21 protein-coding genes and 1 pseudogene are annotated in these 25083 nt (G+C 44.9%); 10 read left to right on the forward strand and 12 right to left on the reverse strand.

Features of this window, described 5'->3' with window-relative positions:
* A pseudogene (locus ACQEXP_RS20355) lies at positions 1-218 on the reverse strand (transketolase); the annotation flags it as partial.
* Positions 219-301: 83 nt separating this feature from the next.
* A complete protein-coding gene (gene tal / locus ACQEXP_RS20360) occupies positions 302-1252 on the reverse strand; it encodes a transaldolase (RefSeq protein ID WP_426971378.1) in 951 nt (316 codons plus the stop codon).
* A gap of 451 nt (positions 1253-1703) precedes the next feature.
* Here tal and ACQEXP_RS20365 point away from each other — a divergent pair, with 451 nt between their 5' ends.
* The gene (locus ACQEXP_RS20365; RefSeq protein ID WP_269378508.1) at positions 1704-2684 is read left to right on the forward strand and encodes a sugar-binding transcriptional regulator; all 981 of its coding nucleotides are present in this window, start codon (positions 1704-1706) and stop codon (positions 2682-2684) included.
* A gap of 56 nt (positions 2685-2740) precedes the next feature.
* Here ACQEXP_RS20365 and ACQEXP_RS20370 read toward each other — a convergent pair whose 3' ends face one another.
* From ACQEXP_RS20370 to moeA, 4 genes are read right to left on the reverse strand one after another with little or no spacing between them, the layout of a single operon-like run.
* On the reverse strand, positions 2741-3580 hold the full coding sequence (locus ACQEXP_RS20370; RefSeq protein WP_426971379.1) for a sulfurtransferase: 840 nt from the start codon (positions 3578-3580) through the stop codon (positions 2741-2743).
* Between the two features lie 12 nt (positions 3581-3592).
* Complete coding sequence (locus ACQEXP_RS20375) at positions 3593-3904, reverse strand: hypothetical protein (protein ID WP_426971380.1); 312 nt, start codon at positions 3902-3904, stop codon at positions 3593-3595.
* 27 nt (positions 3905-3931) lie between these two features.
* Entirely contained in the window at positions 3932-4681 is a 750-nt protein-coding gene (gene moeB / locus ACQEXP_RS20380) for a molybdopterin-synthase adenylyltransferase MoeB (protein ID WP_426971381.1), read from the reverse strand.
* 9 nt (positions 4682-4690) lie between these two features.
* Complete coding sequence (moeA, locus tag ACQEXP_RS20385; protein ID WP_426971382.1) at positions 4691-5926, reverse strand: molybdopterin molybdotransferase MoeA; 1236 nt, start codon at positions 5924-5926, stop codon at positions 4691-4693.
* A gap of 161 nt (positions 5927-6087) precedes the next feature.
* On the opposite strand from moeA, the gene folE reads away from it, so the two are divergent.
* Both folE and dbpA read left to right on the forward strand, forming a co-directional pair.
* Positions 6088-6741, forward strand: coding sequence for a GTP cyclohydrolase I FolE (gene folE, locus ACQEXP_RS20390; RefSeq protein WP_006880173.1), 654 nt, complete (start codon positions 6088-6090; stop codon positions 6739-6741).
* 111 nt (positions 6742-6852) lie between these two features.
* The gene (gene dbpA / locus ACQEXP_RS20395) at positions 6853-8229 is read left to right on the forward strand and encodes an ATP-dependent RNA helicase DbpA (RefSeq protein WP_426971383.1); all 1377 of its coding nucleotides are present in this window, start codon (positions 6853-6855) and stop codon (positions 8227-8229) included.
* Between the two features lie 69 nt (positions 8230-8298).
* Here dbpA and msrB read toward each other — a convergent pair whose 3' ends face one another.
* On the reverse strand, positions 8299-9435 hold the full coding sequence (gene msrB / locus ACQEXP_RS20400; RefSeq protein ID WP_426971384.1) for a peptide-methionine (R)-S-oxide reductase MsrB: 1137 nt from the start codon (positions 9433-9435) through the stop codon (positions 8299-8301).
* A 147-nt stretch (positions 9436-9582) separates the two neighbouring features.
* Positions 9583-10785: an aromatic amino acid transport family protein gene (locus ACQEXP_RS20405; RefSeq protein WP_426971385.1), complete on the reverse strand. Its 1203-nt coding sequence runs from the start codon at positions 10783-10785 to the stop codon at positions 9583-9585.
* A gap of 578 nt (positions 10786-11363) precedes the next feature.
* On the opposite strand from ACQEXP_RS20405, the gene ACQEXP_RS20410 reads away from it, so the two are divergent.
* From ACQEXP_RS20410 to ACQEXP_RS20420, 3 genes are read left to right on the forward strand one after another with little or no spacing between them, the layout of a single operon-like run.
* Positions 11364-11942 carry an ACP phosphodiesterase gene (locus ACQEXP_RS20410; RefSeq protein WP_426971386.1) on the forward strand — a complete coding sequence of 193 codons (579 nt, stop codon included), beginning with the start codon at positions 11364-11366 and terminating at the stop codon, positions 11940-11942.
* Positions 11943-11977: 35 nt separating this feature from the next.
* Positions 11978-13237, forward strand: a complete 1260-nt coding sequence (locus ACQEXP_RS20415; RefSeq protein WP_426971387.1) for a DEAD/DEAH box helicase — start codon at positions 11978-11980, stop codon at positions 13235-13237.
* A 56-nt stretch (positions 13238-13293) separates the two neighbouring features.
* On the forward strand, positions 13294-13803 hold the full coding sequence (locus ACQEXP_RS20420; protein ID WP_426971388.1) for a GNAT family N-acetyltransferase: 510 nt from the start codon (positions 13294-13296) through the stop codon (positions 13801-13803).
* Between the two features lie 48 nt (positions 13804-13851).
* On the opposite strand, the gene ACQEXP_RS20425 is transcribed toward ACQEXP_RS20420, so the two are convergent.
* Entirely contained in the window at positions 13852-14979 is a 1128-nt protein-coding gene (locus ACQEXP_RS20425; RefSeq protein WP_426971389.1) for an acyl-CoA desaturase, read from the reverse strand.
* A 261-nt stretch (positions 14980-15240) separates the two neighbouring features.
* Between ACQEXP_RS20425 and ACQEXP_RS20430 the strand changes: the two genes are divergently transcribed.
* The 3 genes from ACQEXP_RS20430 to ACQEXP_RS20440 all read left to right on the forward strand — a co-directional run bounded on the left by ACQEXP_RS20430 (position 15241) and on the right by ACQEXP_RS20440 (position 20182).
* The gene (locus ACQEXP_RS20430) at positions 15241-15801 is read left to right on the forward strand and encodes a GNAT family N-acetyltransferase (protein WP_426971390.1); all 561 of its coding nucleotides are present in this window, start codon (positions 15241-15243) and stop codon (positions 15799-15801) included.
* A 99-nt stretch (positions 15802-15900) separates the two neighbouring features.
* On the forward strand, positions 15901-17019 hold the full coding sequence (locus ACQEXP_RS20435; RefSeq protein WP_426971391.1) for an efflux RND transporter periplasmic adaptor subunit: 1119 nt from the start codon (positions 15901-15903) through the stop codon (positions 17017-17019).
* A gap of 10 nt (positions 17020-17029) precedes the next feature.
* On the forward strand, positions 17030-20182 hold the full coding sequence (locus ACQEXP_RS20440) for an efflux RND transporter permease subunit (RefSeq protein ID WP_426971392.1): 3153 nt from the start codon (positions 17030-17032) through the stop codon (positions 20180-20182).
* Between the two features lie 45 nt (positions 20183-20227).
* Here ACQEXP_RS20440 and ACQEXP_RS20445 read toward each other — a convergent pair whose 3' ends face one another.
* Positions 20228-21988: a methyl-accepting chemotaxis protein gene (locus tag ACQEXP_RS20445; protein ID WP_269378494.1), complete on the reverse strand. Its 1761-nt coding sequence runs from the start codon at positions 21986-21988 to the stop codon at positions 20228-20230.
* A gap of 141 nt (positions 21989-22129) precedes the next feature.
* Between ACQEXP_RS20445 and ACQEXP_RS20450 the strand changes: the two genes are divergently transcribed.
* On the forward strand, positions 22130-22747 hold the full coding sequence (locus tag ACQEXP_RS20450) for a beta-phosphoglucomutase family hydrolase (RefSeq protein ID WP_426971393.1): 618 nt from the start codon (positions 22130-22132) through the stop codon (positions 22745-22747).
* 27 nt (positions 22748-22774) lie between these two features.
* Here ACQEXP_RS20450 and ACQEXP_RS20455 read toward each other — a convergent pair whose 3' ends face one another.
* Both ACQEXP_RS20455 and ACQEXP_RS20460 read right to left on the reverse strand, forming a co-directional pair.
* Positions 22775-24079, reverse strand: coding sequence for an inosine/guanosine kinase (locus tag ACQEXP_RS20455; protein WP_426971394.1), 1305 nt, complete (start codon positions 24077-24079; stop codon positions 22775-22777).
* Positions 24080-24190: 111 nt separating this feature from the next.
* Positions 24191-24658: a CreA family protein gene (locus tag ACQEXP_RS20460; RefSeq protein ID WP_138970640.1), complete on the reverse strand. Its 468-nt coding sequence runs from the start codon at positions 24656-24658 to the stop codon at positions 24191-24193.
* Positions 24659-25083 lie beyond the last annotated feature (425 nt).

A 25083-nucleotide genomic window follows, 5' to 3' on the forward strand; every position in this document is an offset into this window, starting at 1 on the left:
AGAGAGTAAATCAGCATAGAGCCGTGGCCGTTAGAAAGTACGAAACGGTCGCGGTCAGCCCACTCTGGGTTAGCTGGGTTGTGATTTAGGTGTGAACGCCAAAGAACTTCAGCGATATCAGCCATACCCATTGGCGCACCTGGGTGACCAGAGTTAGCTTGTTGTACACCATCCATGCTCAGAGCGCGGATTGCATTTGCTAGATGTTTACGATCCATAATAAATACCGATTAATAGATTGTTTCTTAAGAAAGGATAATAAGAGGGGAACGCAAACGTTCCCCTCTAGAAATTCTGGTGATTAAAGCTTCGCTTCAATCATTGCTTCAAGTTTGCCTTGGTCTACTGCGAAGTTGCGGATACCTTCTGCAAGCTTCTCAACTGCCATTGGGTCTTGGTTGTGTTCCCATAGGAACTCAGCGTGAGTCATCGCTGCTGGACGTGTTGCTGAACCTTTAGAATCAACTAGCTTCTCAACGACTTCACCTTCAGCTGCTTCAAGCTCTGCTAAAAGAGCAGGAGCGATAGTCAGACGGTCACAGCCAGCTAGCTCAAGGATCTCACCGATGTTACGGAAGCTTGCGCCCATAACGACAGTGTTGTAGCCGTACTCTTTGTAGTAGTTGTAGATCTTAGATACTGACAACACGCCTGGGTCTTCTTGAGCTTCAAAGTCACGACCTTCTTTCGCTTTGTACCAGTCCATGATTCGACCAACGAATGGAGAGATTAGGAATACGCCAGCTTCAGCACATGCGCGAGCCTGAGCGAAAGAGAATAGAAGAGTAAGGTTACAGTTGATGCCTTCTTTTTCTAGGATTTCAGCGGCACGGATACCTTCCCAAGTAGACGCTAGCTTGATAAGGATGCGATCGTTAGTGATACCTGCATCGTTGTACATTTTAACGAGCTGGCGTGCTTTTGCTACGCTGCCTTCCATGTCGTAAGAAAGACGTGCGTCAACTTCAGTTGAAATACGACCTGGAATGGTTTTAAGGATTTCTTTACCGATGTTTACCGCTAGCATGTCACAAGTGTCTTGTACTTGCTGTGCTTTATCAGAGCTTTGAGATTTTGCGTATTCGATAGAAGCGTCGATTAGAGGCGCGTACTCTTCGATTTGAGCGGCTTTAAGAATCAGAGAAGGGTTAGTCGTTGCGTCTTCTGGCTGGTATTTTTTGATTGCATCAATTTCACCAGTATCAGCGACTACAGTCGTTAGTTTACGAAGTTGCTCTAATTTGTTGCTCATTTCGATCATCCTATTTCATTGGGCTCCCAGATCACGACATGATATGGGGATGCAATTGCAAGCGAGTTAAGTAATAGTCGATTTTTCCGCTAAGGACAACTCAGCTTACTTAACCTAAATAATTTTCAACGTATGAACATTTGTTGTGAACATTTGCTCGAACGCTGAGTAAATGATGGGTTCATAATTATCTTATACAGATAGAAAGTCAATTGCCGAATGAGCTTTTAAGTGATGTTCATCAAGTATTTTTTTCAAACCTTACAGGTGGTAGGGTAACTAAACGTTTGCCAAGAAGCTGTAAGGGTTCAAGCTAGTGTATGAAGGATAAAAAACGTGCTGAGAATTTGTAATTTCACTGAGCAAATGTTGCCAAAATGACGGGTTGTGACATATGCTACGGCTGTGAGCACATGTTAGGTGCGATTTATTTGGTTTGGAAAATACACCAATGAACAAATCTCAGAATGACATTTCGGATGACAACGCAGATCTACTGACTGAAATCTCAGTGGCCTACTATCAGGATGGGGCGACACAAGAGGAGATTTCGAAGAAGTTCTCTGTCTCACGTGCCAAAGTTGGGCGGATGCTAAAGCAGGCCAGAGACGAAGGTATTGTTGAGATTACGGTCAAATATCACCCCGTATTTAGCGCAAAAATAGAACAACGTCTTATCGAACGATTTGGTGTTAAGCGCGCTTTGATCGCTTTGGATCAACCAGTCGAAGAACAACAGCGTCAGCAGGTTGCGGGTCTAGTCTCGAAATATATGGCGAGCACGATTCAAAACGGCTCTGTTGTGACTGTGGGGCAGGGACGCAATGTCTCCGCTGTTGCGCACCATGTCGGCGTTATCCCGCAAAGAGACGTTAAATTCGTATGTGGTATCGGTGGCATCCATCCACGTGGAGGGATGTTTAATGCCGACCACATCTGCCGTCAATTTGCCAAAAGCTATGGCGGAACCTCAGAAACATTGTATGCGCCGGCCTACGCAGAGAACCGGGAACAGAAGCTCGCCTTTATGCAAAACGCGACGGTCAAACAAACCTTAGACTTGGCACGTAAAGCTGATGTTGCCTTGGTCGGTATTGGTGACATGAGCGAAAACAGTTATATGGTTGATCTTGGATGGTTTACTGCCGACGAAGTTGTTCAATCAAGGATGCAACAAGGGGTGGTTGGGGATTTTGCTGGTTACGATTTCTTTGATATACATGGTCAATCCGCCACAACCGTGATGAGTGACCGAGTGATCGGGCTGAGTATCGACGAGTTTCGACCGATTTCGCAGGTTATCGCCATTGCAGCAGAAAACAGTAAACCACTTGCGCTGCTTGGCGCGTTGCGAACCGGTGTAATTGATGTGATTGCCACCAGTGTGAGTAATGCACTCACCGTGCTGAACCTTGATGAGCAAATGAAATGACAAAAAGGCAGCTAAGGCTGCCTTTTATAATCTCAATAAAACTGATGTAAAAGCGGTTATTTGCTCGTTGTGGCTATCGGCAAATCGCTGTTTGCGCCCCATTCTGTCCATGAGCCATCATAAACGGCGAGATTGCGATAACCACAAAGATAGGCTGCGAGCAGTACAATGCACGCCGTGACACCAGAACCACAGCTAAAGAGTGTTTGAGCCGCATCTGTTGAAAGCGTCGGCTGTAAGATCTGTTTAAGCTGTTCGACTGGCTTTAACTTATGTTGATCCATTAGCTCTGCAAAAGGCTGACACACTGAATTCGGGATATGACCACTGCGTAAGCCTGGACGTGGCTCTGCTACTTCACTATCGAAGCGTGCTTTGGAACGGGCATCGACGGTTAGGCTCGTATCGTTATTGATTTGTTGAACCACATATTGCGCATCGACAAAGTAATCCGGATTCAGCTTACCAGAAAAGTTACCTTTCGCTGTTGGAGCTGAATAATGTGTCGTCGTATCAAATCCACACGCTTTCCATTCAGTCAGGCCGCCATCGAGAATATAGACTTGCTCATGTCCCATCGCACGTAACATCCACCATGCTCTTGGCGAAGCAAAAGTGCCACTGTTGTCGTAAACAACAATCACAGAGTCATTATTCAAACCTAGCTCCTGAGCTAAGTGATTAAAACGCTCTTCGGTTGGCATCATGTGCGGGAGACTAGTGTCTGGATCGCAAAACACCGTGTCGTAATCAAAACGACGTGAGCAAGGGATAACGTTCGTTTTATCTTTCTCAACTTCTCCGGGGATCTGGAAATCCATACTAGTGTCTAAGATAACTAAGCGATTATCGCTCATCTGTTGAGCGAGCCATTGAGGGCTTACAAGTGGTGACATCAAAAATCCTTTTTATTGTGCTGCAACGCAGCGAATCAATTGATACGACATGGAATCTGACAACAAGGTTTGTTGCTGCTGAATAATTACCTGAGATAGATGGGGACAGTCAATATTTGCTGGAACTTGAATCAAAAGTTGTTGCTGAGATTCAGTGGTAACATTTAAAAAGCGACGATTGCCATCCAGTGACTGGGTGACCGTTTGTGAGTCAACTATCGCTCGGACTTCCGTCGACGGGCGATCTCGCATCAGCCAAGTCAAAACATAGAGTGCCAGCGCACCAAGCAACAAGGTAGCGATAAAGCCTTTGGGATGATTCATCGTCAGCACTCTACCACTACCTCACATCTAGTGACACACAGGACAGTTTGGCATCTTCATTAAGTTCATTTCACGCCAAGACATCGTCAATGCATCTAACATCAAAATCTTGCCTTGTTTCGGCGTGCCATAGCCCGAAATAACCTTTATTGCTTCCATTGCCTGAACAGCACCTATGATGCCAACAACCGGTGCCATGACGCCAGCTTCAACACAACTCAATGCTGCATTGCCGAACAAGGCGCTGAGACATTGATAGCAAGGTTGTTGATCATCTTGGTACGTAAAAACGCTGACTTGCCCTTCCATACGGATCGCAGCACCTGAGACTAGGGGCGTTTTATGTGCGTAGCAAAGGCGGTTTAACTGGTTGCGTGTCTCAACGTTGTCCGATGCATCAAGAACAAGAGTATGTTGTTCGATCAACTGTGACAGTTGTGAATCAGAAAGACGCTTATCGAAAGTGTTAACCGTAATATTGGGATTAAGCTCTCTCAGTGATTGAGCGGCCGAATCAACTTTTTTAACCCCGATATCTGAATCGTGGTGAAGAACCTGACGTTGTAGATTAGACAGTTCAACCACATCATCGTCGATGAGCGTTAACGTACCCACACCCGCCGTCGCGAGATATTGAGTTGAAGCACAGCCCAGTCCTCCTGCGCCAAGCACGAGAATAGAACTCTGCTTGAGCGCTTCTTGACCGTCAAAGTCAAACTGCTTGAGAATGATTTGACGGTTGTAGCGGAGCATTTCTTGATCAGATAAGATCTCCAAGTGTCACCTCTAGTAAAGCGTCGGGTTAAACAGTTGGATGTTGACGGTTTCGCCAATCTCGACTCGTCCACGCTCGCGTTCAAGAACGACGAAGCAGTTGGCTAGACTCATCGATCTAAATGCACCTGAACTTTGGTTGCCGGTTGTTTCTACAACAAACTGACCATTCTCAATAGAGTAGATGCCACGTTGATAATCCGTGCGCCCTGGCGCTTTCTTAAACGCACTGCGTGTTGTTGCAGGGATTGACTCTGGCGCTTTCCATTCGGTATGCCCCGCCAATTTTGCTAGTAGAGGCTGAACAAGAACATACATGGTTAGCACGGCAGAGACAGGGTTACCCGGCAAGCCACAGAACCAAGCTGTCGAAAGTTTACCAAACGCAAAAGGTTTACCCGGCTTGATTGCTAGCTTCCAAAAGCCGATTTGACCTAACTCTTCTAAGATATCTTTGGTGTAATCTGCTTCACCAACGCTGACACCACCGGAAGTCACAACCACGTCAGCCAATGTCTGCGCGTGTTCAAACGTTGCTTTGAGGGTTTCTGGGCAGTCTGGAATGATGCCGAGATCAATCGCTTCACAACCGAAGTTTTCGATAAGCGGCTTAATACCATAACGGTTACTGTCGTAAATCTGACCTTCGGATAGGGTTTCACCTAAAGGACGTAGCTCATCGCCAGTGGAAAAAAACGCCACACGCGGTTTACGTACCACGCTAACATGGCTAACACCGAGAGTGGCGATCATTGGAATATCACGAGCGGTTAAACGAGCGCCTTTTGCTAGGACAATATCGCCTTGCTTGATGTCATCGCCGGTTGGGCGAATATTGTTTTGCGGTTTTACGTCCGTTTGATTAAAGAGAATTCCTTGCTCAGTAACTTGAGTGTTCTCTTGCATAATGACCGCGTCACAGCCATCAGGAATTTTTGCACCAGTCATGATACGTACACATGAACCGATTGGCCAATCGCCTTCAAACGGCTGACCTGCGAACGACTTACCAGCCATCGGCATGACATTGTGACTCGTTAAATCCGCGATACGAACGGCGTAACCATCCATTGCAGAGTTATCAAATGGTGGAACAAAAATAGGGGAGAGTATGTCTTCAGCGAGCACGTAGCCGATTGCATCTGCTAAGGGAAGTTGTAACGTTGTTTGGATAGGTTCAATTGGCGATAACATTTTATCCATCGCCTCTTCGATCGGCATTAAGCCTGGTGCATCGCAGCAGCCCATATCAAAAATCCTAATTTACTATTATTTTTAGTCTAATGGTCAACACTCTATCATAGATAGCAAAAGAGCAATAATGACCTCCGATAAAATATGGGTGTAATTATTCAAAAATCCGAGTATCCTTGTCAGCCATCCTAAAGGGGTAAATAAGAGGAAGTGGAATGTCAGGTCTTAGCGAATCCGCAAAGTTGGTCAAAGATGCGCTAGAGCAACGAGGATTAGAGACGCCGATGGCGCCTAACTCGTTCAGTCGAGAAGAGAAAAAAGAAAAGATTCAGCACCATATGCGTGAAATTCTCTCTCTACTAGAGCTAGACCTTACTGATGATAGTCTAGAAGAGACTCCGCACCGTATCGCAAAGATGTACGTTGATGAGATTTTTTCAGGCTTAGATTACTCAAATTTCCCCAAGATTACTGTCATCGAAAACAAGATGAATGTCAGTGAAATGGTTCGAGTGAAAGACATCACAGTGACGAGTACCTGTGAGCATCACTTAGTGACAATTGATGGTCGTGCAGCGGTCGCTTATATTCCACGTGGAAAGATCATCGGCCTGTCTAAGATTAACCGCATCGTCCGTTTCTTCGCTCAGCGCCCTCAGGTGCAAGAGCGTATGACACAGCAGATCTTAGTCGCATTGCAAACCCTGCTAGAGTCAGATGATGTGGCAGTAACCATTGATGCAACCCATTACTGTGTTAAGTCACGCGGTGTTATGGATGCAACCAGTGAAACCACAACGACGGCATTAGGTGGCATTTTCAAGTCAAATCCCGCGACACGCCATGAGTTCCTGCACGGAATTCGATAGGGCAAGCTGCGTCGGACTTACGAATTCAAAACCGCTTCCATTTCGAAGCGGTTTTTACTTTTTAATGCTGGGAGGAATGCTCCTTCCAGCCAATCCTCAAAGGATAAAACAGTGACAACTTCATTTAACACCCTTGAACTGAAGCCAGAATTACTTGAAACGTTGGATAGCCTTGGTTACAAAGAAATGACGCCAACCCAACAGCAAGCTTTACCTCTCGTACTTAGCGGTAAAGACGTGATTGGTCAAGGCAAAACAGGTTCAGGGAAAACCGCAACATTCTCATTGGGCTTGCTAAGCAACCTCAACGTTAAACGCTTTCGAGTGCAAACATTAGTACTTTGTCCGACTCGCGAACTGGCTGATCAGGTTGCTAAAGAGATCCGTACCCTAGCGCGTGGAATTCACAACATCAAAGTACTTACCTTATGTGGCGGCCTACCTATGGGACCACAGATCGGTTCACTTGAGCACGGCGCGCATATCTTAGTTGGCACGCCTGGTCGAATACTTGATCATATGTCTAAGGGGCGCATTAGCCTTGATGAGTTAAATACACTCGTGCTGGATGAAGCTGACCGCATGCTTGAGATGGGTTTTGAAGAGGCGATTGATACGATTATTGCCGCTGCGCCAGCCGAGCGTCAGACTTTGCTGTTTAGCGCAACTTTCCCTAACAACATTGAGTCATTGGCTGCCAAAGTAATGGTTAAGCCAGAAATGGTGAAAGTTGAGTCAACTCATGAAACGACAACCATTGAGCAACGCTTCTATCAATTAGACACGACTGAAGAGCGTGACGACGCACTCGAAGCCCTATTACTAACGCATAAGCCTGAGTCGTCGGTTGTGTTTTGTAATACGAAGAAAGAGGTGCAAAACGTAACGGATGAACTGAAACATCGTGGATTCAGTGTGGTTGAATTGCATGGAGATATGGAACAGCGCGAGCGTGAGCAAGCGTTGACCATGTTTGCGAATAAAAGTATCTCTATTTTGGTCGCAACCGATGTGGCAGCACGTGGACTGGACGTTGATAACCTTGATGCGGTTTTCAACTTTGAGCTTTCCCGCGATCCTGAAGTTCATGTCCATCGAATCGGTCGAACGGGGCGCGCAGGCTCAAAAGGGGTCGCGTTTAGCTTCTACAGTGAGAAAGAACACTATCGAGTCGCACGTATTGAAGAGTACATGGACTTAGTTATCTCACCAGCTAAATTACCTGAAAAACCGATAGAGCGACCGTTTTACCCTAAAATGCAAACAATCCAGATTTTAGGCGGCAAGAAACAAAAGGTGCGCGCTGGAGACATTTTGGGTGCTTTAACTAAGCAAGCTGGCTTAGATGGCAAAAAGATCGGTAAGATTAATATCCTAGCAATGGTTTCATACCTAGCGGTGGAGCACGATATCGTCAAACCTGCGTTAAAACAGCTTACGACAGGGAAGATGAAAGGACGCAGTTTCAAAGCTCGTGTAATGAAGTAAGTCCTAATAGTGAGTTAAAAGCCAACCTATGTTCAGGTTGGCTTTTTTGTTATCGACGTTTGGATGGATTTAACTGTCGAACAGGTAGAGATAGTCGCCGTACCCCTCTTTTTCCAAATCTGCTAACGGAATAAACCTCATTGCTGCGGAGTTCATGCAGTAGCGCAGACCTGTCGGCGCGGGACCATCTTTAAACACGTGCCCTAAATGGGAGTCGGCAAATCGGCTGCGTACTTCCGTTCTGGGATAGAGCAGGTGGTAGTCGGTTTTTGTGACAATGTAACCTTGATTTATCGGCTTAGTAAAACTTGGCCAGCCTGTGCCTGATTTATACTTGTCAGTTGATGAGAACAGAGGCTCTCCAGAAACAATATCAACATAAATCCCAGCCTCTTTGTTATCCCAGTATTCATTACTGAATGCGCGCTCTGTTCCTTCTTCTTGAGTGACGTAGTATTGAAGCTCTGTAAGCTTGCTCTTAATTGCTGACTCCGAAGGTTTGGCATATGGTTTAACACTTTCAGCACTCATTTTATCGTCAATAAGCGCGCGCAGCGTTACAGGATTGTCCTGACGATCTTCGCCAAAAATCTCATCTAAATACTGATCACGACCCGATGCGTAACGGTAATAGTTGTAGCGAATTTTATTACGCTTGTAATAGTCTTGGTGGTAGTCTTCAGCCGGCCAAAACGCTTTGAATTCGATCAACTCGGTTTTCAATGGTTTTTTGAAAATACCTAACGCATCGATTTGAGCGATAAAGTTTTCGGCAATCTTCTTCTGCTCTTGGGTATGATAAAAAACAGCAGGGCGATAGTGGCGACCTCTATCGACAAAGGAACCTTGATCATCCGTTGGGTCTATATGGCGAAAAAACTGGTCGAGAACCTGCTCATAAGTAACCGTTTTAGGATCGTATTTAACGCTGATGACTTCAAGGTGCCCAGTCTTACCGGACGAAACTTGTTTGTAAGTTGGATTCTCGACATCACCACCAGCATAGCCAGAAATCACATCTATAACGCCAGGCAGCTTTTCTAAATCGGATTCAGTACACCAAAAACAGCCTCCAGCCAACGTCGCTACGTCATATTCGTTTAAAGTTTTCGTGCCAGACATATTGCTATCTGCTGCGCCGAAAAAAGAGGTGAGCACAGCCAAAGATGCAAGAGCGGAGAGGACAAACTTAAACTTCACTTTCATATTAACCTCGTAAATGGTTATCACTACTTGAGAGTAGAACGGGCTATTAAAGAGAAAATTACATAATTAAATAATTATATTGGTTTGTTTGAAGGAAGGATCAAAAACGGCGCGAGTCTTCGCGCCGTTTTTACTTAGAATCTGCCACTAACCTAAGCTTGGTAATACACCTGCGGTGATCAGTACCTGAGCGGTGACGATAATCACCCCAACAGAACTTGTCACGATTAGGCCTAAATTACCACCAAGTACTTGATAGCTTTGTGTTGATGCCTGTTGACGAGCTTGTTTGACCATCAAAATGGGTAAAAAGATTGCCAGTACAACCAGTGCAATGGCGGCGTATCCTAGCGCAGCGATAAAGCCCTGAGGGTAAAACAAGGCAAAGCCCATTGGAGGTAGAAATGTTACCAATCCGACCAATACGCGCGAGCCACCGTTACCACTTTTATTGATCTTGTCGCCTAGGAATTCGAACAACCCGAGACTCACCCCAAGAAATGAAGTCAGCAGTGCCAAATCAGCGAAGATACCGATAGTTTGAGCCAGATTAGAGCGATGAACAGTGGTGGCCAGTGTTGAGATAAGTGAACTCAGCCCCTGATTTTCAAGTAGTTGAGACTGATTGACGACGCCCAGTGTGACGACTTGCCAGAAAATGTAGATCACTAATGGAATCGCGGAACCAATCAAAATGGCTTTGCGCAGCGAAGGCGTATGGCCATCTAAGTAATTAACTATCGCAGGGATGCTGCCGTGGAAACCAAAAGAAGTAAAAATCACCGGAATAGCAGCGATTACTAGACCTTGTTCTACAGGCATACTTAGCAAGTAAGACTCAGTAACATTCGGTGCTAGGAAAGTAAGCACCATCACCATCGCAATAATCTTAATTGAAAATAGTACGCGGTTAACTTTATCCACCGTCGCAGTACCAATCGTTACCACTGCAGCGACTAATAGTGTAAACAACACGGTTGACGTCGTTGGTGAAATTTCAATACCAGAGAAAGTCGCAATACGCTCCCCAAACTGTGCGCCTCCACCAGCGATGTAAGCTGCGCAAAGTGCATAGAAGAGAAACATCATCGCAAAGCTTGCTACCCATTTCCCCTTGATGCCAAGAAATTGGGTGGCAAGGGTGTGTAAGGTCGCATCTTGGTCTGCATGTTGATGTACTTCAATCATCAATAAAGCGGTGTACGCCATTAATGCCCATAGAGCGATCATAATGATAAGTGAAGTGGTGAAGCCTATACCCGCAGACGCGAGTGGTAGCGCAAGCATGCCAGCACCAATGGTGGTTCCAGCAATGATCAAAGTACTACCCAATACCTTTGATTTATTCATTGTATATAATTCTTTACGTTACTCTGGTTTTAGAAGAGGTTATGACTAACTGTTGTGTAATATGTAGTCATTAAAACTGACAATGTGACCATTTTGAAAAAGATTCCTGATAAAAACAAGTCTTTTGTACAATTTGATTACCACTGGTGTAATTAAATGTTTACATGCGTAGTCTTGTTGTCAGGGTAATCGATTGCGTTGGGATAAAGAGCAAATCATAGTCAGAATTTACTTTCCCCTTTCAAAAAACTGTCATATAAGTGGTTTAAAAAGGAACCGAGAACCCGCATATTCAGGCTGAGACTTGAAAAACGTAGGTCTTGGTAAGTGTTTTTATAAAGGAGGTCAGAATGAGTGACCAAACAATCAATGAAGAATGCCTTGAGCTGTTAGATGCCATGGAAATTGGCTTTGAACTCTCGGACTACGAGCAGTCAATTGAAGAGCTCGCCGAAGAGATTTTCAAATAACGATTCTTCAGTGACGATAAGTCTACTTAGGTAGCAACCCGAAAGAGCCAGTGCAATCGCGCTGGCTTTGTGCTTTCATAATGGTATCAACGTAATCGGGCGACTATTTTGAACTACCTTGCTCATTTGCATATCGCACAACACTGTCAGTCCAGCCTAATAGGAAACTTGTTAGGGGATTTTGTGAAGGGCAATCCTGAAAGCCAGTTCTCTCAGCCGATTGCGCAGGGGGTTAGATTGCACCGATTTGTCGATTCTTACACTGATAGCCACCATACAGTGAAACAAGCAAAACAGCTATTTCCCAACGGTCTGCGCAGATTTTCCGGAATAGCTCTCGATATGTTTTGGGACCACTGTCTGGCAAACCGTTGGAGTGAGTACCATGACGAGTCTCTCGATCAATTCTGCACTCACTCGCTGATGCAAGTGATGAGTGAAGAGATGCGTGATGTTCTTCCGGATCGGTTTGTCACCGTCACACATGCTATGAATGAGGGGCGTTGGTTACAGTCCTATCAGCACATCGAAAATATCGAGTTTGCATTACAGCGAATGTCACATCGTTCACCAAGAATGGTCGCGCTGGTGGATTGTATTCCCTACCTACGACAGAATTATCATCAACTGGATGAGTTATTTGCTCAGCTCTATCCACAGATACTAACTGCAAGCAAAAGTTTCTGATAGAATCGTCCGCCTTGCAATTATAGGTAACCCGCATGTCGATACAATTTGAAGCTCTTGGATTGGGCTCTACGCTTTTATCTACTCTAGATACACTAGGCTTTGAACAACCTACAGAAATACAAATTCAGGCTATTCCTCATGTCATTGAAGGAAAAGATGTCTTAGCGGGTGCTCAAACTGGTACGGGCAAAACCGCTGCATTTGGTCTGCCTATACTGCAAAGATTAATTGATTCGAATACCAAGCGTGATCTGCAGAGCAACGATGTACGCGCTTTGGTTTTGGTGCCTACGCGCGAGCTAGCCCAGCAGGTGTTCGACAACCTTACTCAGTATGCATCCAAGACAGATATCAAAGTAGTCGCTGTCTATGGAGGTACAAGTATGAATGTCCAAACCAGAAATCTTGTTCAAGGATGTGACATTCTGATCGCTACACCAGGTCGCCTTATCGACCACATGTACTGCAAAAATATTAACCTCAACAAGACAGAATATTTAGTCCTCGATGAAGCGGATCGAATGCTGGACATGGGGTTTATGCCCGATATTAAGCGTATTCTTCAACGCTGCAATGCGAACCGACAGACTCTGTTCTTCTCTGCAACTTTTGATCAGAAAATTAAAACCATCGCCTACCGAATGCTTAATGAACCTGTAGAAGTACAGGTCTCTCCATCAAACAGTACCGCAGAGACGGTTAAGCAGATGGTTTATCCAGTCGATAAGAAGCGTAAAGCAGAGCTTCTCGCGTATTTGATAGGCTCTAGAAATTGGCAGCAAGTTTTGGTTTTTACTAAGACAAAACAGGGTAGTGATGCTTTAGCGAAAGAGCTTAAGCTAGATGGAATCAAAGCGGCTTCAATTAATGGTGACAAGAGTCAAGGCGCGAGGCAAAAAGCACTTGATGATTTTAAATCAGGTCAAATTCGTGCTCTGATTGCGACTGACGTGGCGGCAAGGGGGCTCGATATTCAGGAGCTTGAGCAAGTGGTTAACTTTGATATGCCATACAAAGCTGAAGATTACGTTCACCGAATCGGTCGTACGGGCCGCGCAGGAAAGGAAGGTTTCGCAGTTTCGTTAATGAGCCGTGATGAAGAGTACTTACTTCACGCGATTGAGCGCCTATTGGATGCTAAGTTGCCTCAAGAGTGGCTACAGGGCTTTGAGCCGAGTTTGATTGAAGATATTGAACCAGACAAAGTGCCACACCGTAAAGGTCGAAACTCAGATAAGCGCAAGATGAAAGCGAAGCTGAAGATCCACGCTAATCGCGGTAAGAAGAAATAATGTTAAGGCTCACGTTGTAACGACGTGAGCCTTTTGCTTTGTATAAGGACAGACAAATGAAACTGGCATTGATTTCATTGAGAGATGCGAAACAGCTACTGGATTTTGAACTCAGCAACAAGCAATGGTTTGAGCAGTTTATTCCACCGCGAGAAGATGGCTTTTACTGCCTAGAAGGCGTTCAAGCGCACATAAGAGAGTTTTTACTGGATTATCGTTGCAACCAACTTGTGCCTTTGTTGATCAAAGATACGGACAATAAGATCATTGGACGGATAAATGTCAGCAATATCGATACCAAGCGAAGAATAGGGCATCTTGGCTATCGTGTTGGGCAGGCGTCTATCAACCAAGGTGTCGCAAAATGGGCGGTAGAGCAGTTAGCGACGTATATACAGGGCAAAAGCGTTGATACACTCTACGCCTATGCAGCGACCAACAATCCGGCATCGCAAAAAGTACTGACTGGAAGTGGGTTTGAATCTGTAAAAGTGGTGCACAACTATGCAGAGCTGAATGGTGAGATGATTGATTGTATCGAGTATCGTCTTCGGATTAACTCATAACGTGGCACACGAGAACAAAAAAACGGAAGCATAGGCTTCCGTTTTTAATTAGGCGTATTGTGCGACTAGGGTATTCCAGCTCTTGCGCTGTGCGGCAAGTTCTTGCTTCATTTGCTGATAACGCAGTTTGAGTAATGACTTTTCATATTTCTTTGCCAAATCGGTTTTCTTTGCCTCAATGACCTGTTTTTTTACATCGTAATAGTCTGCCATTCTCGACATTAACGCCTCAAACTCTTTGTTTAACACTTCGTTAAGCATTGATGCGTTTGGCAGGTTACTTACGTTTTTAGACGCCTTGGCGAGCGCTTGCTTGGCGATGGCTTTTTCAATTTTAATTTTCGGCGTGACTCGCAATTTATTGGTCAAACCTAACCATGAACAGGATTGAATCAACCACTTAGTAGGGTCGTACTGCCACCAGTAGATGCCATTACGATAATCATTCTCGAAGATGTGATGGTAGTTATGGTATCCCTCGCCAAAGGTGAACACTGCAAGCACAGCGTTGTCACGTGCCGTATTTTTATCGGTATATGGTTGTGAGCCCCAAATATGAGCTAGGGAATTAATGAAGAATGTTGAGTGATGACTAAGTACTAGACGCAGTACTCCAACCACGAGCAGCATGCCAAATATATCACCGTAAACAACGCCAAGTAATAGTGGAATGCCAAAGTTGGTTAGAATCGCAAGAGGCACATAGTATTTATGCTGCCACATGACGATTTTATCACGCTGCAAATCGCGGCAATTGCCATAATCGGAATAGGTGTTGGCATTATACTCACGCAACATCCAACCAATATGAGAGAACCAAAAGCCGCGTTTAGCCGAGTAAGGATCTTTATCGTTATTATCGACATGTTTGTGGTGAATTCTATGGTCGGAACTCCAGTGCAGAGCACTGTTTTGTAGCGCAAACGCGCCACCAAGGGCAAAGAGCACGCGTAATGACCAGTGAGCTTCATAGGTCTTATGCGACCATAGCCTGTGGTAACCAGCAGTAATCGAAAGATTACAAAATGAAAAGGCAATAACGAACCAGACGAGGTGTTCAAGGCCGTAACCGGCCGTTAAGCCATACCAAGGAACAATCACCAAAGCGACAATAAAGGATGACAAAAAAATAAATATGTTTAACCAAATCAGTGGTGGTTTGTTAGAACCAGACATCGAGCTTTTCCTTTGAGCTAACAGTTGTGCGCTAGAATATCAGCGTACAGTTGTAAGTCAAACCCGATGATTCACTATGTCGGTTAGCGCACGTGATTTTGTCGAAATAATTGGTAAGCAAATTTTTCGTCGTGGTTTTGAACTGGGTTGCAGAATAACCGACACAAATGATGCCATTCCCCAGAATGTTTGGCTTTTTGTTAAATGTTTTATAGTATGAAGGGGCACTCAATCCTTACAGGAAGTAATAAGGAACTATAAATGGAATTAAAAGTAGCTGAATATAGCGACTATGAGCGTATTGCTACCTTGCACGCGCAAAGTTGGAAACAATATTATCAAGGCATTCTTGGGCAAGAGTTTCTTGATAACGAAGTGCTCGATGAACGCCTCGCGATTTGGCAGACCCGCCTCATTAACCCTCCTTTTAACCAATGCGTTCTTCTGATCGAAGAAGGTGGCCTTTTGTGTGGTTTCGTCTGTGCATTTGGCAATCATGATTTCGAAAAAGGTACGATTATCGACTCCCTGCATATCGACCCCAATTACCGCGGCAGGGGCTTAGGGGTTACACTGCTGGCTGAAGTCTCCAAGTGGATTACTCAGTATTTTCCAGATAATGGTGTGTACTTGGAAGTGATGAAAGAGAATCATCAAGCGGTTGAGTTTTACCAGCATTTGGGTGGGACCAATAGCTTAGAAAGGCTTTGGAACGCCCCTTGTGGTCACCAAGTACCGGAGTTGGTATACCGCTGGGAATCGGGCGCAGAATTACAGCGTCTTGCAGATTTACACACAAAGTTAGAACTTGTAACAGCTTGATACACTTAAGCTTATTGTCCTGATATTGTTCGGACAAAGCTCGATAGACCGTTAGGTATTTTTAGCAAAGCCCATTTATATCTATCTAGCGGTCTATTCATGAAAAAAACCTTTACCTGTACTGCGCTTGCTAGCGCACTTTTTCTCGTAGGATGCGGCGAAAACTCTCAAGGACAGAATCAATTACCGGCACAGCTTGTCGTCGCTGAGCCAGTTCAATACAGTTCTCATCAACAAAGTAAGTCTTATATCGGGCGTATTGAAGCGGTCGAAGATACCAACATTACCGCGCAAGTGAGCGGGTATCTCAAAGCTCGCCATTTTGAAGAAGGACAAATGGTCGAAAAGGGGCAGCTTCTCTATACCATCGAACCATCATCGTTTGAAGCTCAGCTGGCCAGCGCGAAAGCGACCTTGGCACAGGCAAATGCGACGTTGAAGAAAGCCGAACTGGATTTTCAACGCGCTAAAAATCTACTGCCTAAAGGCAGTATTTCTCAGTCAGAGTTCGACAATCTAAATGCGGCATTGCTTGGAGCACAGGCTCAAGTTGAAGCAGGTAAAGCGCAGCTACATTTGGCTGAAGTCAACCTGTCATATACAGAAATTCGGGCACCTTTTGCAGGTAGAACCGCTCAAAGTAATGTGAGTACTGGTGACCTTGTCTCACCCCAGTCTGGAATCTTAACCACCCTTGTGAGCCTAGACCCAGTACATACAAGCTTTAGCATCAGCGAACGTGAGCGTCTTGAGCTAGGGATGGATAAAGTGAAAGGCGATGGTGACGCACAAGCCGTTGAAGTTGGCGTGATATTAGAAAACGGTGCTAGCTTCGAACATCTTGGCAAGCTTGATTTTCTTGGTAATCGAATTGACCTAAATACCGGTACGATAGCGATGCGTGCTGTGGTTGATAACCCAGACTATCGCCTGCTTCCGGGTCAGCATATTCGTGTTGAGCTAAGAGAGAAGCAAGCTAACCAAGTGGTGATCATTCCTCGTCGTGCAGTCCAGACTGATTTGGAAGGCAACTTTGTTATGCTGGTGGCTGAAGGTAATGTGGCTGAGCGCAGAAATGTCCAGCTAGGACGTCAGTTAGAAAGCGGAATCATAGTGACTGATGGTTTATCTGCGGATGAGCAGGTTATTACGCAAGGCTTACAGCGGATACGTAACGGCGTGCCAGTACGTGTAGAACAAGCCAAATCTGCTGAATAACGAGGTCTAAATGTTAAGTCGTTTCTTTATCCAGCGTCCTAAATTTGCGCTGGTTATCTCTATTATTCTCACACTGGCAGGGGCTATTTCACTCGCAATCCTACCTGTTGCTGAGTACCCAAAAATCAGTCCACCGTCAGTAAGTGTTACCGCGTATTATACTGGTGCCAGTGCAGAGGTTGTCGAACAGGCCATCGCCGATCCCATAGAAACCTCCGTCAATGGCGTAGAAAACATGATCTACATGTCTTCTAAGAGTGCGAATGATGGGTCTTATAGCCTCAATGTCACTTTTGATGTTGGTACAGACCCAGATATGGCGCAGGTCAACGTACAAAACCGTGTCTCTCAGATTGAGTCAAAACTTCCACAGGAAGTTCGTATGGTAGGCGTGACGGTTAAAAAACGCTCACCAGACTTGCTGATGGTACTCAATTTCTATTCACCAGACGGTAAGTACGATGATCAATTCTTGATCAACTACATCAACCTTAATGTAAAAGACCAGCTTGCCAGGGTTAAAGGCATTAGTGAGGTCAATGTTATTGGTGGTGGTGAGTACGCAATGCGTGTTTGGTTAGATCCTGAAAAAATGGCTAACCTCAATCTGACGACGAGTGATGTTTACTCTGCGTTGGCTCAACAAAACGTCCAAGTTGCAGCTGGGCGTATTGGTGCAGCCCCATACAGTAACGCACAAGAAGTACAGTTTAACCTTGTCACCAAAGGGCGACTAGAGAGTGTTGATGAATTTGAAAACGTCGTTCTTCGTGCCGAGAATGATGGCTCAAGCGTGTATCTCAAAGATGTTGCACGAGTAGAGCTAGGCAAGAAGTTTTATGACGGTAGTGGCAAGTTCCGTGGTCAGGACGCCTCTATCGTTGCACTGTCATTGCAATCTGATGCCAATGCGTTAGAGAGTGGTCAGGCAGTCATGGACTTACTCGAACGAATGAGTGCAAATTTCCCGCAGGGTATTGCTTATGAAACGAGTTATGACACAACTGTCTTCGTTGCTGAGTCGATTAAGGGGGTCGTTAAAACCCTTATCGAAGCGATTTTGTTGGTTATTGCCGTTACTTACCTATTCCTAGGAAGTGCGCGAGCAACCTTGATACCCGTAGTCGCGATTCCTGTCTCTTTGATCGGTACCTTCGCGATTATGCAGATGACAGGGTTCACCATAAACACCGTCACTCTGTTCGGTCTAATCTTAGCGATTGGTATCGTTGTTGATGATGCAATACTGGTCATCGAAAACGTCGATACGACGATGGCGAAGGATCCTACAATGAGCCCTCGAAAAGCGACATTGCTCGCGATGAAAGAGGTGACAGGACCGATTATTACATCAACCTTAGTACTGCTGGCGGTATTCATCCCAGTTGCGATGCTTCCGGGTATTACCGGTATCATGTATCGACAGTTTGCGCTGACAATCTGTATTTCGGTTGTGATTTCGTCGATCAACGCTTTAACCTTATCTCCTGCTTTATGTTCATTGGTGCTTAAACAGGGTGGTGGGAATACATCGCGCTGGTTTACTGCGTTTAATGCGGGTTTAGAGAGAATTACAACTCGCTATGGTCAGATTGCCGGATTCTTAGTTAAGAAGGCGATACTCTTAGTTATCTTCTTTATCGTAGCGGTCAGCGCGGTAAGCTTCTTTGCTAAAACCACTTCAACGGCTTTCGTTCCGCAAGAAGACAAAGGCATTCTGTTGGTGAATGTTCAGCTCCCAGACGCAGCATCATTGTCACGTACTGAGGAGGTAACAGAGCAGCTAATTAAGTTTGTTGAGCAAGAGCCAGGGGTTGACGGTATTACAGTCGCAAACGGCTATGCATTTATGACTGGCGCCGCAGCCTCAAACGGTGCGTCCTTGTTTATCAAGTTGCACGATTGGGAAACGCGAAATGCCTTTGAAGGCAATCATTCAGCGGGCGCGATTGCACAGCGAATCAATGGTCGTGCGGCAATGGAACTGCCACAGGCGATCGTATTCGCAATGGGGCCTCCTGCTGTACCGGGTATGGGTGCCGCTTCTGGATTTGAATTTGTACTCGAAGATACGTTAGGACGCAGCCGCACTGATCTTGCTATGGTTATGGGGCAGATGATTGAAGAGGCTAACAAGCAACCAGAAATCGGTTTTACTTTTAGTACCTTCCGTGCCAACGTACCTCACTACTATGTTGATATCGATCGTGAAAAAGTACAGCAATTGGGCATTCCTCTATCGAGTGTGTTTCAAACGCTACAGGGTAACTTAGGGTCGCTCTACGTCAATGATTTCACGATGTTTGGTAAAAACTTCCGCGTCACCATGCAGGCGGATGCACAGCACCGCAGCGGTATGGAAGACTTAGAACGTTTCCACGTCCGCTCAGCGAAAGGAGAAATGATCCCACTCAGCACGCTAGTTAGCTTTGAACAAATATTTGAACCTGACGTTGCGTGGCGTTACAACATGTATCGTAGCGCGATCATTCAAGGCCAACCTGCACCAGGCTATTCGAGTGGTGATGCAATCGCTGCTATGGAGCGTGTTGCGGCACAAGTTTTACCGCAAGGTTACCAATATGAATGGACGGGGATGGCTTACCAAGAGGTACTGGCAGGTAACCAAGCGATCTTCGCTTTTGCACTGGCATTGATTTTCATCTACCTGTTTATGGTGGCTCAGTATGAAAGTTGGAGTATCCCGTTGGCGATTATATTGGTTGTACCTATTGCGACACTGGGTTCATTCCTTGCGCTAAATCTAACGGGAACGCCGCTCAATCTGTATGCGCAGATTGGATTGGTGTTACTCATTGCTCTAGCGGCTAAGAATGCGATTTTGATCGTTGAATTTGCCAAAGTCGAACGTGAAGAAAAAGACGTGCCGATCGATGAAGCAGCGGTTAAAGGCGGCAAGCTCCGCTTCCGAGCGGTAAATATGACGTCATGGTCATTTATCTTAGGTATCTTCCCGCTGATTTTCGCTTCTGGGGCAGGACACATTAGCCAAAACTCACTGGGTATCTCTTTGATAGGGGGCCTGCTTTGTGTACTACTCGCTGGTACCTTCCTAATACCTGGCTTCTACGCGTTGGTTCAGCGTAAGCGAGAGAAAATTCATGGTGGAAGTACCAAGTTGATACCACTTGACGATGAGTAAGAAAAAATCCCCTCTTTAGAGGGGATTTTTTGCTTGAGTGATTAATTAAGAAGTTTTGAATTCAGCAACCGCACTATCCATGTCAGTGGCTTGAACGGAGACTCTGTCGACCTCTGTTAAACATTGCTGAGCTGACTGCATATTCCCTTCAGATATCGAGTTGAGTTCAGTGATAGATTCACTAACCTGATTCATTACTATGCCTTGTTCTTCAATCGCAGATGCAATACGTTCAGAATTTGCCTGAATATTGGTCATATCATTGATAATTTGAGTAAGGCTACTATCTAGTGTCTGTGATGCTTCGAGAGTTTGCGAACCCTGCTCATTACACTGGTCAATATTGGTCACTACTTCAGACATTTGATTCTGAATGGCTGTCACAACTTTAGTGATCTCCTCGGTTGATTGATGAGTTCGGCTAGCAAGAGCACGAACCTCATCAGCCACTACCGCAAAACCTCGCCCTTGTTCACCAGCGCGCGCTGCCTCGATGGCTGCATTGAGCGCCAGCAAGTTAGTTTGTTCGGCAATTTCTTGAATGATGTTGACGGCGTCACCAATCTTATCGACGTGGTTATTTAGTGAGCCAATGGATGCTTGGCTACTGCCGAGAATAGTAGTGAGTTGATCTATGTTGCTGACAGTCGTCTCAACGACTTTACGACCGCTTTGGGCATTGACAGAGGCCTGTTGCACACCTTCCACTGCCACAGATGTACTTTCTGATATCTCATTGATAGTCGATACCATTTCTTGAACGGCTGTTGCCATAGTGTTGGTATGATCAGCTTGCACATGGAACTGTTCTATTACATTTTGTAGCGCATTATGCATGTTGGAGGTGCTCTGTGACAGCTCTGACGATTTAGCCTGCGTTCCAGCAATCAGGTGCTCAAACTTATCAAGCAATTGATTAAAGTAGGTTCCCACCTCAGACAGCTCATCTTTGCCAGCGAGATTGGCGCGCAGTGAGACGTTATTAGAACGAGCGATTTGTTGAATCGCTGAAAGCAGTAACGACACTTGTTGATTAATCGAGCGAGAAATTTGAAAAATGAAACCAAAGATAATCAGCACAACGACAGCGGTCACTGCTTGTTTGAGAAAAGCAAGTTGATCTACGGTCGCTTGTGTTTCTGATTCCAGCGCGGCAGAAAACTTTTTGAACTGTTCTTCTACTGTGTGTGAAAGGTTACGTGTGTCGCCGAGCAGCCCTTCATTGTACTTGAGACCAACAATTTTACTCTGCTCAATGACAGCTTGTGCTGCTGAAGCTAGCGATGTTGCATTTGACGGTAGCAGTTGTTGAGCGAAAACACCGGACAACACTTGTGTGTTGAACTCAAACAAATTCACTAATTCATCACTTGAAAGTGAGGTCTTAATTGCTGCTAACTCTGTGTTATAGCGACCAAGAAGGTTTTGTTCAGATTTAAGGCCGAGTTTCTGATATGCAGCAACGAGGTTGTTGAACCCCTTCTGATAAGAAAGGATATCTTGCTTGAGTTGGTGACTATCTGGCAGTGCCCTTTGCTCAAGAATTGTGGCAAGTTCAGTTTCCAAACTGAGGAAAGTCGACATGTTGTTGTTGAATGAGGTGAGATATTTATCATCTTTACGTAGTAGGAAATCTTTCTCATTCCGGCGTAAATTGAGTAAGCGTATCTCTAGCTTTGATACGAGTAAGCTAGCCTGATTCAGCTGAGCAGTGGTTTGGGCGAAATGGCTTGTTGCAAAAAGAACAGACACGACACCAAGTATGGCTACAACACCTAATGAATATAGTTTGTTTTTGATATTCATAAGATTACCTTAGTCCGTTAATATATTGAGTTATAGGTATTTGATCTGATGTTAGTTGGTATTTATAAATATATCAATGATGTCATTACCTTAGCGTGAGAATATACAGTAAAACTATGTTAATAGGGCAGTAGGACAACCATGTTAGAAATTTTAGAAAAATATCAAGCGTTTATATTCGACATGGATGGTACCTTGTTGGATACCATGCCCGGCCATTTAAAAGCATGGCAGCAGACAGCCGCGCATTTCGGCTTTCCGTTTAGCCAAGAGTGGTTACACAGCTTAGGTGGAATGCCAAGCTATAAAATTGCGGCGGAAATAAATAGAAAGCACAGTATGTCGCTAGAACCGATGGAAGTTTCGCGCTATAAAATGCAGGCTTTTGCCGATCTACAGGACGTTGGTGAGCCTATCGCTTGTACTGTAGATCTACTCCATCAATTTTATCAGCGTAAGAAACTGGCGGTTGGTACTGGCAGCCAACGTGATAGCGCTTTGCGACTATTAAAGCAGGCACAACTGATTGAACTGCTAGACGTCATCGTGACTGCAACGGATGTTGACAATCATAAGCCCAATCCGGATACCTTCTTAAAGGCCGCGGATGATATGAAGGTTCAAGCTGGTGCATGTATTGTATTTGAAGACACTCTACTCGGACTACAGGCGGCACATGCTGCCAAAATGGATTGCATGATGGTCGAAGAAGGGCAGTTAGTCTTCTATCCATATTTGAGCGAAAAAGAGCCGCATTAAGCGGCTCTTTCTTTGGTTATCGTACCATTAACGATCCCAGTATGCTTCTTCTAAACTGTCTTCACGTTCAGGAAGCGCACGCGCTAGGCGAGGTGAGTGCTGGGTTAATACTTCATAGCTAACACGGTTAGCATACTTACAAATCTGCGATAGCGAAGAATAAGTCAGATATGGTTGGTCATGCTTCGAAGAATTTGGAACGTTAGTCTTATGATGACTGTTTGCGGCCATATCATGGAGTAGGGCCGACAGCGCAGCATCACCAGCACCATTTGTGTTCTTAATTTCAAGCGGGCCGCCTAGGTAAGGACCAATGTGGGAATACACTTTTACGGGCGTACCACAATCTGACTTACGCATAGCTCGGCTAAATTCATATTTGTTGAACTCAGGGATATTGCCTGGAAGTAGCGGTAGTTCAGTTTCGCGCTTGGCTGAATCTTCAGTGTAACCTGCCATGTAGAGGCCAACCGGGCCAGCAGTGCATAGTACAACATCAACCCACTCAAGTGCCTTGTCCGCGGCCAAAAGAGGATCTTTCTCACCCGTTAGAGCTTCGCCTTCCTCTTCATTCATTGCAACGATAGAGATGTTCTCTTTAATGTAGTCTTGCCACCACTTTGCATTACCTTCGATAACCCACTTGGTTCCAAGAGTCAGTACAACAGGTACGTTCTTAGATTTCGCAATTTCGATAGCACGAGCAACGGCTTGCGGCATTGGGTCTTCAGGTTTTCCACGCATTAAATAGGAAGAAACAACCAGCGCAGAAGCTTTATCAAACACCTCTTCTGGGATGCTTTCTGGGCGCAATTGGTTCATATGACCTTCATTAATCGCGAAGGTACGTTCACCGTTGTCCGAAATAAGCGTGTAGCAGCGCCCGATTGAGCCTTCAACCATCTGCAAGTGGTTTAAGTTCATTCGCGACGATGTACGGCATAAATAACGATATGCGAATGAGCCGACTTCAATGTTGCGTGACATTACACCTAGCAGTACCGACTTGCTGTCAGCAAGTACTGAGTAGTTGTGCAGAGTATTGCCAATCGTATCGCCAGGATATTGATGAGTGATCAACTCGCGTTCAACAAGTTCATCGTACAGTGCGTCAGCCTGACTCTCTTCTAAAACCAGCGAGTGTCCTTTACTCAAACCATATTTTGCTAGGAATTCGTCATCGACACGAGCTTCTATGTCAACAATTGTTTGACCTACGCCAACCACAATCGGTCGATAAAGCTTAGGGGTTTGCTTTATCTGATTGACGAGTGGATCGCGAGCGTGAGTAGGAAAGTAGTGCTTAGATTTGCGCTGTCCGGGAAACTTCATGTTAAAAGTGGAGTTGGAAATTTTCCCGCATAATATCACATATATGAAAGATTGCTTTCATATTTATTACATAAAAAAGTGCCAAACACTACTGTTTGGCACTTAATTGAACTATTCCGCTGGTTTGTAAGCACCATACGCTTTGGTTCCCCATAAAGGCACCGTAGAGAGGCTGTGCTTGAAACTGCCTGACGTTTCTTTAGTAGAGTAAGAGAGGTACATTAATGTCTGATTCTCTACATCTAGGATTCGGCGGATTTTCATGCTTTTAAAGAAGATACTTTTGGACTTTTTAAATACCACTTCACCATCTTTAGACTTGTCGATATTGGCAATCATCTCTGGGGTAATTTCGCCAGTCTGACGACAAGATATAGAGCTGTCACTTGGATCGGCTAGGCTAAAGTCGGCTTCAATCGAAGCGACATGACATGTCACGCCAGTCACAATTGGATCTTGCATGTGGTTTAGCTTGATGTCTTTCATAGTGAACCATCCAAGGCCTACATCGCCAACTTCATTATCAGAACACCCGACCAAGGCGGTGGCCATCAATGCACTTAAAAGCATTTTCTTCATTCGTAAATCCTTGTTATTCGCGGTTTTCAATAGTGTAACACGTATCATTTGGTACCAGGTCATTTTCACAGAATAGCGGCTTACAAAACCGAATGTTTTAATAAATCCAAACAAAATTAGGCTCATAGTTTGTATTTGGCGCAAAATCGATACACGTTACTTTTTAAGCATCTGGTTTCGATATTGTGATGAGAGTTTCCATTCCTCGCTCCCAACCCGATTCTAAAACAGGTTAACCGAACAGTGTATGTGTCATTTTCACTAAGGCGTTGATACAAAAGATATTTAATTACGACATATGTGATATTTATTCAATTGATTTTATATCCGAACTATAGATATAAAAGCACAAGCTAGGTAACCTTTGAACCACGCATAAACGATTCAATAGGGCATGCTGTGGGGTATAAGACCGTTGAACTTAT

It is taken from the genome of Vibrio sp. TRT 1302 (assembly GCF_050113875.1).
In the GTDB taxonomy this organism is placed as follows: Bacteria; Pseudomonadota; Gammaproteobacteria; order Enterobacterales; family Vibrionaceae; genus Vibrio.